The 10856-nt window shown below is 37.9% G+C and carries 6 protein-coding genes and 1 pseudogene; 1 reads left to right on the forward strand and 6 read right to left on the reverse strand.

Annotation, left to right across the window (positions count from 1 at the left end; all coding sequences use genetic code 11):
- A pseudogene (locus B7692_RS06155) lies at positions 1–585 on the forward strand (transposase); the annotation flags it as partial.
- A 152-nt stretch (positions 586–737) separates the two neighbouring features.
- Here the strand turns inward: B7692_RS06155 and B7692_RS06160 are convergent.
- The 6 genes from B7692_RS06160 to B7692_RS06185 form a co-directional block, all read right to left on the reverse strand.
- Positions 738–2717, reverse strand: coding sequence for a peptide ABC transporter substrate-binding protein (locus B7692_RS06160; RefSeq protein ID WP_084930228.1), 1980 nt, complete (start codon positions 2715–2717; stop codon positions 738–740).
- A gap of 200 nt (positions 2718–2917) precedes the next feature.
- Positions 2918–4021, reverse strand: a complete 1104-nt coding sequence (gene glf, locus B7692_RS06165) for a UDP-galactopyranose mutase (protein ID WP_084930229.1) — start codon at positions 4019–4021, stop codon at positions 2918–2920.
- Between the two features lie 205 nt (positions 4022–4226).
- Positions 4227–5672: an LCP family glycopolymer transferase CpsA gene (cpsA, locus tag B7692_RS06170; RefSeq protein ID WP_084930230.1), complete on the reverse strand. Its 1446-nt coding sequence runs from the start codon at positions 5670–5672 to the stop codon at positions 4227–4229.
- 189 nt (positions 5673–5861) lie between these two features.
- On the reverse strand, positions 5862–7820 hold the full coding sequence (locus B7692_RS06175; protein ID WP_084930231.1) for a peptide ABC transporter substrate-binding protein: 1959 nt from the start codon (positions 7818–7820) through the stop codon (positions 5862–5864).
- 226 nt (positions 7821–8046) lie between these two features.
- A complete protein-coding gene (locus tag B7692_RS06180; RefSeq protein WP_049544886.1) occupies positions 8047–10014 on the reverse strand; it encodes a peptide ABC transporter substrate-binding protein in 1968 nt (655 codons plus the stop codon).
- 167 nt (positions 10015–10181) lie between these two features.
- A partial coding sequence (locus tag B7692_RS06185; protein WP_192855485.1) for an alpha-amylase family glycosyl hydrolase occupies positions 10182–10856 on the reverse strand: 675 nt, incomplete at its 5' end.

Raw genomic sequence — 10856 nt, forward strand, 5'->3', positions numbered from 1 at the left:
GATGAACGTAAAATCCCGCGTCGTAAACTCAAGAAAGTCTTGCGTAAAGTCAAAGATGATTTTTCAGTACGTGCTGAAAAGTATGAGAAGTATCAGGAGACATTTGAAGGGCGTAACAGTTTTTCCAAAACCAATCCAGATGCCACTTTTATGCGAATGAAAGAAGACCATATGAAAAATGGTCAACTCAAGGCTGCTTATAATCTTCAAATCGCTACTGAAAACCAATTTGTTCTTCACTATGATATCTTCTCAAATCAGACAGATACCAAGACTCTTCTACCCTTACTTGAAACCTATCCTCATGACTTGAAGACAGTTGTCGCAGATGCTGGATATGGAAGTGAAGAGAATCTCCTTCGTTTAGATGAAAAGCAGGTAAACCATCTGATTAAATATGCCATGTTTGATAAGGAACAAAAGAGAGGGTATAAACAGTCGGATAGAAACTTAGCGAATTGGCACTATGATGACAAGGAGGATAGCTACACACATCCTTACGGCTGCTATTATCGTTTTCACCATATCAAACATCAGAAAACACAGACGGACTTTCAACAGGAAATCAAGGTTTACTACATTGATACTTATGGCCAATAACCTCCTCAAATACAATAAGAGAACGACTCAAAATTAAAAAGCTAGAGTTCCGCAATTGGAAATCTCTAGCTTTTTTGTGGCTGAGAACTATTTTGTCTCAGGTTCTTTATCACTCTGTTTCTATAGATGATTAAAATCTATTTCACATGTTTTGCGAGCTCTTCTTGCGCTTTTTTATTGGATTCTTCTTTTTCTTTCATCCATTTATCTTGAGCTTTTTGGTATTCATCTGCTGTGACTGCCTTGTCTTGAAGTTCAAGGTATTTATACAAGAGTGGCTCACTTGTACCTTTATTTCCTGACAATGCAAATGGTATTGTAAATGGTACCATCTTAGACAAGATTGGACGCCCTGTACGAGATGTAGTTGGAATAATCAAAGCACTATCTGTCAACCAAGCTTGAGCTGCAGCGTATTTATCATATCGTTTAGCAACATCTATAGACTCATCACCAGCTTCAGTAACCAATTTCTCGTAGTCATATAGACCTACTTTTTTAGCAGCTACATTATCTTTCCCTGAGTCAAATCCTAAATATGTTTTAGTACTTTCTCCTACAGATGGTTTGATGATATCAAGGTAAGTTGATGGATCGGCAAAGTCTGGACCCCAACCGACATTATCTGATAAATCCCAGTCTTCGCCAGCAGCATTTTCAGCAAAATATGTAATATTGTTTACTTCATCTTTTTGTAGTTGTTGAATATCAATAATGACATTATCAGTTCCTAAAGTCGCTTCCAAGGATTGTTTCATAGATTGCACGCGCTGAACTTTTGTAGTTGCTGTTTGGTCAACAGGCATATCTAGGTGAATTGGGAATTGGACTCCTTCTGCTTGTAAGGCTGATTTAGCTTTAGCAAATTCAGCCTTGGCTTTCTCTGGATTGTAAAGGCCATCCTGAGAATCTGCAAGATTAACATCCTTCCATTCATCCCCATAAGTGATCAATTTCTCTTTGACCATATCGCCAAAATTTTTACCATCTGCTTGAACAAATGTTGGTGGAACAAAGAGATTACGTAAGATTTTGCTTGCTCCAGTTTCTCCATTCAACTGAGAGGCATAGGCTGTACGGTCAAAACCAAAGGCAATAGCCTGACGGAAATCCTTGTTTAAAAGAGCCTTTTTCGTAGATGTTTTTTGTTCTTCGCTGGTCTTAGATGTGTATTTATAAGATTGGCGGTCAATATTTGTTCCCACTAGATACGTAACAGAGTCTTGTTGAGTATAGACAATATTGTCTTTCAGCTCTTTTTCAAGTTCTGCAAAACTTGCACTTGTTGGATAGAGACGAGCTGCTGTAAGGCTACCATCTTTAAAGTTTTCTGCTGGTTTGCTAGTATCTTGACCATCCCAGAATGACAATTTGATCTTGTCAATATGCACATTATCCTTATCCCAGTAGTTCGGATTTTTCGCAAATTCAACAGAGGATTTGGTCACAATGGATTTCAACAAATAAGGACCATTGTACAAGATACTACTTGGATCCGTAGCTTTGGCAAAATCATCCCCTTTTGAGTTCAAAAACTCTTCATTAACTGGCGCAAGCACACCCATGGTTGTTTTTGAGTTCCAAAAACTTTCAGGTTTGTTCAACGTGTATTGGACTGTTTGATCATCAAGGGCTTTAATCCCGACTTGAGAAAAATCTTTAATTTCCCCTTTAGCATAAGCATCCAGACCTTTGATTGAATCTTGTACCAAGTAAAGGGCTTCTGCTTTCTTATCTGTTGCATATTTAAGACCTGTCACAAAGTCTTGAGCCTTAACAGGAGCATACTCTTCTCCCTCAGATGTATACCACTTGGCATCCTGACGAATCTTATAAGTATAAGTCAAGCCATCCTTAGAAACTGACCAGTCCTCTGCCATTGAGGGAATAAGGTTCCCGTATTTATCATTTTCAAGCAATCCATCAATCACATTACTAGTAATGTCGGCAGTTGCTGCCTTACCAGTTGTCAAATAGTTGAGATTATCTGGATGTGTCTCGTATGTAAATGCAAAGGTCTGCTCACCTTTAGTAGCAGAACCACCCGAGCAAGCCGCTAAGACACCTGCTGCTAATAAAGTTACTCCCGCAAAAGCCAATACTTTCCTTGTTTTCATAGTCTTCTCCTTTGTTTTTTTATTCATTATAGCCCCTTTTTTGAGTCCTGTCAATACAATTTTCTGAATTTTTGAAAATTATTTTTTAAACAATAACTTCGCAAAAATATGAATAATATCAAAAACCCCTCAACTACATTACGTAGTCAAGGAATTATTGATCATATTTGTAAATAGCAACTGATAACAGTTCTAGGTGTTTAATCTAACTCATTTCTTGCACACTGTAAAGCTGCTCCAATTACTTGGTGCATATCGTAATAACGATAGTGTCCTAAACGACCACCAAAGATAACATTGCCTTGCTCATCAGCAAGTTTTTTATATGATTTATACAAATGATTATTACGATCATTATTAACTGGATAATAAGGCTCATCACCTTTTTCCCATGTTTTAGAATGTTCTTTAGTAATGATAGTCTTTGCTTGATTCCCAAACTCAAAATGTTTGTGTTCAATAATGCGAGTATATGGAGTTTCTGAATCCGTATAGTTCACAACTGCATTTCCTTGGTAATTCTCCATATCCAAGGTCTCATTTTCAAAACGAAGACTACGATACTCTAGTTCACCCAACTTATAGTCAAAGAATTCATCAATCATACCAGTAAAGACAATTTTAGGGAAGTTCTTCATATATTGTTCTTTATTCGCAAAGAAATCAACATTTGTTTCTACATCAATATTTTCATGATCCAACATTTTTTCAACTATTTGAGTGTAGCCACCAATTGGAATTCCTTGATAGGTATCGTTAAAATAGTTGTTATCATAGGTCAGGCGTACTGGCAAACGGCGAATGATAAAGGCTGGAAGTTCCGTAGTTGGCTTGCCCCACTGTTTCTCTGTATAATCTTTGATTAATTTTTCGTAGATATCTGTACCTACAAGAGAGATCGCCTGTTCTTCCAAATTTTCTGGAGTTTTACCATTTAAAACAGCACGTTGCTCATCAATCTTGGCTTGTGCTTCTGCTGGCGTTACAACTCCCCAGAGTTTATTGAAAGTATTCATATTAAATGGAAGATTATAAATCTCTCCCTTATAATTTGCGACAGGAGAATTTGTATAACGGTTAAATTCTGCAAACTGATTTACATAATCCCAAATCTCCTTATCAGAAGTATGGAAAATATGAGCACCATATTGATGAACTCGAATTCCTTCCTCTTCACGAGTATAGATATTACCCGCGATATGATTTCGTTTTTCAATGACTTTTACTTTTTTTCCTTTTAAGGCTGCTTCATGGGCAAAAACCGCGCCAAAAAGACCAGCACCAACGATTAGATAATCGTACATTTTAAGCTCCTTTATTTTTTAACAAACTGTTGTAGCAATTGTACAAGATTGATTGCTTTAATAGATGATACAATTGCATATTTTACATCTTAAATCCGTACTTCTTATCCATAGATTTCTGTCAAAAGAATCTTGCTTTTTGCTTAGATTTTGGACCATCATCCACACCAAATACGATATGCGAATGAATATCAATCATTTTGTCTTATTTCCCTTCCATCACATCATTGATTGCAGCCTTGACTGACTCTAAACTGCTGTCACTAATTTCCATCATGTAGAGGCTACTCTCAGGCATGGCATAGGATGGTAAATCCATACGCCCTGTTCCTTTAAGATCTTGCGAATTGATCTTATAAGTTCCACCACTCTCAAGTTGGGCATTAACCAGGTTCATCATGGTTTCAAGTGGCATATTGGTTTGAATCGAATCTTGCAGCCCTTTTATAATACTGTCATAATTTTTCAAAGCTTCCGTAGAGGTTAATTTTTGCAGAATTGCAACAATGACCTTTTGCTGGTTACGGCCACGATCCCGATCTCCATCTGCCAAAGAATAGCGCTCACGCACAAAGCCAAGAGCTTGCTCCGAATCAAGATGAACCTTCCCTACAGGATAGAACTTCCCATTTGTATGAGCGGTAAACTCTTGATCATTATAGACATCAACTCCACCAAGTAAATCAATCAATTTCAAGAAAGAGGTGAAATTCAAACGAGCGTAATAGTTCAAGTCAATACCGTAAAGATTTTCCAGTGTATGAATCGAAGCATCTACTCCATAAATACCTGCATGGGTCAACTTATCTTTTTGGTTGTTGCCCCCATCTGCAATTGGAACATAGGAATCACGAGGTGTCGTTGTCAAGAGAATCTTTTTCGTTTCACGATTAACTGTCATAATGATATTGACATCCGAACGAGAAACCGAACTGATTGGACCGTAAGTATCAATTCCACTGATATAAACATTGAAACTGTCACCCTTGACATCTTTTGGAGTTTCAACCGTCTTGGTTAATTCTTTGGTATAGATTTTCTTAATTTTTGAAGCATAGTCAGGATATTCTGATTCAATAATGTTTTCAAAGACACTGTTTAGAATGATTGCCTTTGTATCGCCAGCTAACAAGCTCTTATAGGCCGCAAGATAGGATCTGCTTTCTTCGACTGTCAATTCCTTATTTTGACTAGCCTTAAGATCATTCATCAACTGTTGGATATTATCCTTATCCGTCCCAGTCGGCCCCGTTACACTGGTTACCTGACTGATATTATCAATTGAACTATCTGCTAATACCGCAATACTCATCGAATAATGTGAGTAGTTCGATGTCGCATTCAGGCGACTGGTAAATCCAATGAACTGCCCTACAGCAAAGAGAGAAGTTCCATTGATTAACACACCAAGCAGTAATAAAATCAGCGTTAGATTTTTAGCTTTCTTAGACCGAATTAAAAAGAAGCACAAGATGGCTAAGGCTACAATTAAGACAGCAACCACTATATTGAGATATCGGAAGGCTAGCATATTATACTTGAAAATCAAAAACAATAAAAAGACTGCTAGTAATGCATAGATAGCTAGCAACCCCCAACTAATCAATATTTTTGTTTTACCCTTACGAGCTCGCTTCGAAGATCTACTCACGATATACCTCTATTATCAATTTTTATTTCATTTTATTATATCATAAAAAAATACACTTGCGGGGTAAATCCGCTTAGGTAAGGCATTTTCATCTTCTTTCCGAAACATTCTTTTTGACTTGCAACCAATTACATCAATAAATTTACTATATAAACATCAAAACAAGGTCCCTTACGGAACCTCGCTCATCTATTTGACATGATTTTCTGCTTCTTTTTGAGCTTTTTCGATTGCTTTTTTACTTTCTTGCTCCCATTTAGTCTTAGCTTCTTCATACTGTTTGGTTGTCACAGTATCTTTTTGCAGTTTCATATACTTGTAGTTATTGCCATCACCCTTGATACCGACCATTGAGTACCCTCTTGTAAATGGCGTTACTTTGGTTACAGATGCTGTTCCACCACTTGACATGGCTGACATAATCAGAGAATTGTCAATCATCCAAGCCTGTGCTTCAGCATATTTTTCATAGCGTTTTGCTACATCTTTATTTTCACTATCTGCATCTTTGAGCATCTTGGTGTAAGTATCAAGCCCCAAGCTAGCAATCTTAGCTTTATCTTCTTGAGCATCTAGACCAAAAATTTTGAGGTAGAATCCATCCTCTGCATTGAAAGGATTGAGATAAGTTGATGGATCCTGATAGTCACCTACCCAACCATCAAAGCTCAAATCATAGTCTCGATCAGCTGGTGTTGGTGCTAAGAAGGCTACGTTATTAAAATCATCTGTTGAAAGTTGCTGAACATCAATGACAATGTTATCAGCACCTAAAACTGACTCAAGGGTCTGCTTAACTGAGTTCATGCCTGTCACAGCATTTTTACTTGTTTGATCAACAGCTACATCCAAGTGAATAGGGAAAGTCACACCTTGACTTGCCAATTCTTTTTTAGCTTCCGCAAATTTTGCTTGGGCTTTTTCTTTGTTAAAATAGGCATCCTGAGCATCTGCCAAGTTAATACCTGACCATTCTGTGCCATAGTTGACCAATTTAGAAGCGACTACTTCTCCAAAAGTCTTGTCTCCAACTTGGACAAATGTAGGAGGTACTAGGGTGTTACGAAGGGTCTTGCTAGCCGCTTCTTCCCCATTTGACTGAGCAGAATAGGCTGTGCGGTCCAAGGCAAAGTTCACCGCTTGGCGGAAGTTCTTGTTCAAAACAGCTGTCTCAGTTGACTTCTTCTGCTCATCTGTTGTTTTAGCAGTGTGATTGTAGGCCTTACGGTTGACGTTAAAATTGAAATACCAAGAAGTCTTGTCCTGCAAGCTATAGACGATATTATCCTTATATTTCTCCTTGGTCTTAGCAAAGTTAGAACTATTTGGATAAACACCTGCGATTGAATAAGCTCCACTTTCAAAGTTACGGATGGTCAATTCTTGGTCTGAACCATCAAAATAGGCCAATTTTACATGTTCAATCGATACTTTGTCATGATCATAATAATGCGGATTTTTCACATACTCGATCGATGATTTTGATGTGAAATCTTTTAACAAATAAGGTCCGCTGTAGAGAATGCTATCTGGAGATAGGGTACCAAAATCTTTCCCTTTTGAGTTTAGAAACTCTTCATTCACTGGGAAAAGAATACTGTTGGTTGTTTTTGAGTTCCAGTAAGGTTCTGGGCGCGCCAAAGTATACTCAACAGTATGGTCATCAATGGCTTTCACTCCAACCTTAGAAAAGTCAGAATCCGCTCCTGTAATATAATCATTCAAGCCCTTGATTGAGTTTTGAATCAAGTCAATGGCCTGGGATTTATTATCCACTGCGTATTTGATACCTGTCACAAAATCTTGTGCCTTGACTGGGGCATACTCTTCACCGTCAGCCGTAAACCATTTGGCATCTTTTCTCAGTTTATAGGTATAAGTCAGACCGTCGCTTGAAACAGACCAGTCCTCTGCCAAAGATGGAACTAGGTTTCCGTGGTTGTCATTTTCAAGCAAACCATCAACTAGGTTAGTAATAATAGCTGTATTATCAGCGTAGTAGTCTAATAAGTAGTTAAATGTAGTTGGGTTTCCACTAAAGGTTGATGAGTAAGTTTTTGTATCTGAACCTGATTGTCCGCAAGCAGTTAACAGCAAGGCAGCTGCAACAGTCAGACCTGCACTAAGGATACGCTTTTTTGTAGTCATCTTCTTTCTCCTTTATGTTAGTTTTTATAACATAGGTTTATTTTACCAAAATAGTGGAAATTTGTAAAGTTAATTGAATTTTAAGAATGAAAGTTTATAAATCTTAGCCATAAAAAAACAAAGAATTCCTGCCTTTCATACAGTCCTCCCTTGTTTTTATACGATTTATCATTTAAATATCAATGAATTAACTGATAACCTAACGAAAGCAAGAATCTCATTCACGTTATTTTATGTGCTTTTCTAAATCCTTTTGATACTGAGCATTCGATTCCAGTTTTTCCTTTTGCCACTTTTTGAAGGCCGCATCATACTCTTTAGTTGTCACAATATCATTTTGAAGTTCCATTCCTTTAAAAATAAATGGATCCCCCTTAATACCGACCTGTGAATAAGCTTTGGTAAATGGAACAGTACGACTAACCATAGGAGAGCCCCCTGAAGAAGCAACTGGAATAAGAAGTGAACTATCAGTAACCCAAGCCTGTGCTTTAGCATACTTTTCGTATCGTTTATCAAGATTACTTGTCTCAGAAGCCGCATCATCCAAGAGCTTCTTGTATTCATCCAAGCCAACTTTTGCCACAACTTCAGGATCCTTGCCCTTTGTTATACCTAGATGTTTCAAGGCAGAACCCTTCTTAGCATCTAAAATATTGAGATAGGTTGCTGGATCTTGGTAATCTGGTCCCCAACCTGTTCCGTTCAAATCATAATCTTTTTGGGTTGGAACTTTAGCTTGAGAAGTAATACTTTCCTTCTCATTATCTGTCATTTGAAGAACATCTATAATCACATTCTCCGTTCCAAGCGTTTCTTCAATTGATTGTTTTAGCGAATTGGTTTGTTGCACCGCAACTACATCTGTCTGTTCTACTGGCACATCTAGATGAATCGGGAAACTCACTCCCTTAGCTTGCAATTCTGACTTCGCTTTTTCAAATGCAGACTTGGCCTTTGTTGGATTGTAAATTGTATCCTTACCATCTGTGAGAGTCACATCTTTCCACTGTTCTCCATATTTCAGTAGTTCATCCTGAGCCAACTGTCCGAAGGTCTTCCCAGCTACTTGAACGTAATTATCTGGCACTAGACTATTACGAATAATCTTATCCGCACCCTCTTCACCGTTTAATTGAGCTGTATAGGCGTGGCGATTGAAGGCAAAATTAATTGCTTGACGGAAATTTTTATTCAGCATGGCTTCTTTTGTAGAAAGCTTTTGTCCTTCATCTGTCTTGGCTGTTTTATTATATGATTGACGATTTACGTTAAAAGTAAAGTAATAACTAGTTGCTTCCTGAGGGCTATAAATAATCTGATCTCCATATTTCTCTTTGGTAGAAGCAAAACTTGAACTATTTGGGAAAAGTCTCGCTGTATTATATGCTCCTGTAGCGAAACTACGGATAAGGGATTCTTGATCTGATCCGTCATAGAATGTTAATTTTACATTATCAATCTTGACATTTTCCTTATCCCAATAGTTAGGATTTTTTTCATATTCAATCACAGATTTAGAAATCAAAGATTTCAAAAAATATGGACCATTGTAAAGAATACTTGATGGGGTTGGCGCTCCGTAATCCTTGCCTGTTGCATTCAAAAATTCTTCATTTACAGGGAGCATGGTTGCTGTTGTTACTTTAGAGTTCCAAAAACTTTCTGGTTTATTAAGGGTATATTCTACCGTATAATCATCAAGAGCTTTAACACCTACAGTTGAAAAATCATTGGTCTCACCACTAACATAAGCCTCCAAACCTTTGATTGATTTTTCAATCAAAGAAAGACCATCTGACTTAGCATCTGCTGCATGCTTCAGACCTGTAACAAAATCCTGCGCCTTAACTTCTGCATACTCCTCTCCTTCAGAAGTATACCACTTCACCCCCTTACGAAGTTTGTAAGTGTAAGTCAAACCATCGGTTGAAACAGTCCAATCCTCTGCTAAAGACGGAACAAGATTCCCATATTTATCATTCTCTAAAAGACCATCAACAACATTACCAATCACGTCAGAAGTAGAACTTTTACTCGTAACGCTATAATCCAAGGAAGACGGATCCACTGCATAAACATAAGAAAAGCTCCTCGGGGCATCTGCTTTCTTATCACTTTTACCACAAGCTGCCAAAAGAAGGGCCGCACTCAAGGTCACTCCCGCTCCTAAGAGCCACTTTTTCGATTGCATAAATAATCTCCTTCAAAATAGTATTTTCACTATTATACCTTATTTTTTTATAAATACAAGAATTTTAGTGCGATTTGTTAGAAAATTCTAACAAATATTTTTAAAAGAGTTTTTTACACAACTTTTAGCAAAAAACCTCAAACTCTAAGGCTCAAGGTTCTCACTTTTTAGTTAGTCATTTCCACACAGAAAGCATCCCATGGAGCTAAGCTTTGTTTTTCAAAAACTTCCTGAGCCACGGTGTTTTCAATCAAAACCGATTTGACGTTTCCTTCTACGGTCAAGTCTTGCTCTTCATTGGACAAGTTAGCCAAAACTAGGAAGCGACGGTCACCGTCCTTACGGATATAGGCAAAGACCTTATCAACCGTATCAAGCAATTCAAAATCAGCTTGAATCAGCCAGCTATTTTCCTTACGGATTTGAACCAGTTTCTGATAGGTATAGAAAATAGAATCTGGATTTGCCAGTGCTTCTTGAACGTTGATTGCTTGATAGTTTGGGGTGACTGCCAACCAAGGTTGACCTGTTGAGAAACCAGCGTTTTTGCTCTCGTCCCATTGCATAGGGGTACGGGCATTGTCACGTCCAATGACACGGATACTTTCCATGATTTCGTCCATCGGCACACCTTTTTCAAGAGCTTCACGCGCATAGTTGAGGGATTCAATATCTTCTACTTGGTCCAGTGTTTCAAACGGATAGTTGGTCATCCCAATCTCCTCACCTTGGTAGATATAAGGAGTTCCTCTCATGAGATGAAGCAAGATGGCAAAGGCTTTGGCAGATTTTTCGCGGTATTCTTGGTCATTTCCCCAGATTGAGACGATACGAGGAAGGTC

The organism is Streptococcus mitis (assembly GCF_002096925.1).
In the GTDB taxonomy this organism is placed as follows: Bacteria; Bacillota; Bacilli; order Lactobacillales; family Streptococcaceae; genus Streptococcus; species Streptococcus mitis_AF.

What these genes read in the sequence shown, in the direction of transcription:
- B7692_RS06160 (WP_084930228.1), bottom strand. Translation starts at nt 2,717, where the DNA reads ATGAAAACAAGGAAAGTATTGGCTTTTGCGGGAGTAACTTTATTAGCA.
- glf (WP_084930229.1), bottom strand. Translation starts at nt 4,021, where the DNA reads ATGTACGATTATCTAATCGTTGGTGCTGGTCTTTTTGGCGCGGTTTTT.
- B7692_RS06175 (WP_084930231.1), bottom strand. Translation starts at nt 7,820, where the DNA reads ATGACTACAAAAAAGCGTATCCTTAGTGCAGGTCTGACTGTTGCAGCT.
- B7692_RS06180 (WP_049544886.1), bottom strand. Translation starts at nt 10,014, where the DNA reads ATGCAATCGAAAAAGTGGCTCTTAGGAGCGGGAGTGACCTTGAGTGCG.